1 pseudogene is annotated in these 267 nt (G+C 66.7%); it reads right to left on the bottom strand.

From position 1 onward, the window contains the following. A pseudogene (locus U4Z64_RS37490) lies at positions 1 to 162 on the bottom strand (ABC transporter); the annotation flags it as partial. Between the last annotated feature and the right edge of the window lie 105 nt (positions 163 to 267).

The following is a 267-nucleotide window of genomic DNA, read 5'->3' as shown; positions in this document are numbered from 1 at the left end:
GCGCGCCTCGGCGCCTTTCACGATCGTGACGAAGTACGGGTTGCCGAGCGAGCCGACCGTGACGCCGATCGATTTCAGCGGCTTGTCGGCTGCGTGGGCGGCGGCGGCGCCGAAGGCGAGCGCGCAGGCGACGGCGGTCAGGGCGGCTTTTTGCTTGAACATGTCGTTGTGTCTCCGGAAGGTCCGTTGGCAGATGGGTGCAGGAGGACCTGCCTGCGCCCCGATGGTCAAGTGGTGAGGAATGCGAATCAGGTGCGGGCCGAGTCA

Origin of the sequence: Burkholderia sp. BCC1996, assembly GCF_905339955.1 — a bacterium.
Classification (GTDB): Bacteria; Pseudomonadota; Gammaproteobacteria; order Burkholderiales; family Burkholderiaceae; genus Burkholderia.
Note: the sequence above shows the minus strand (reverse complement) of the source record. Positions and strands in the feature narration are given on the sequence as shown.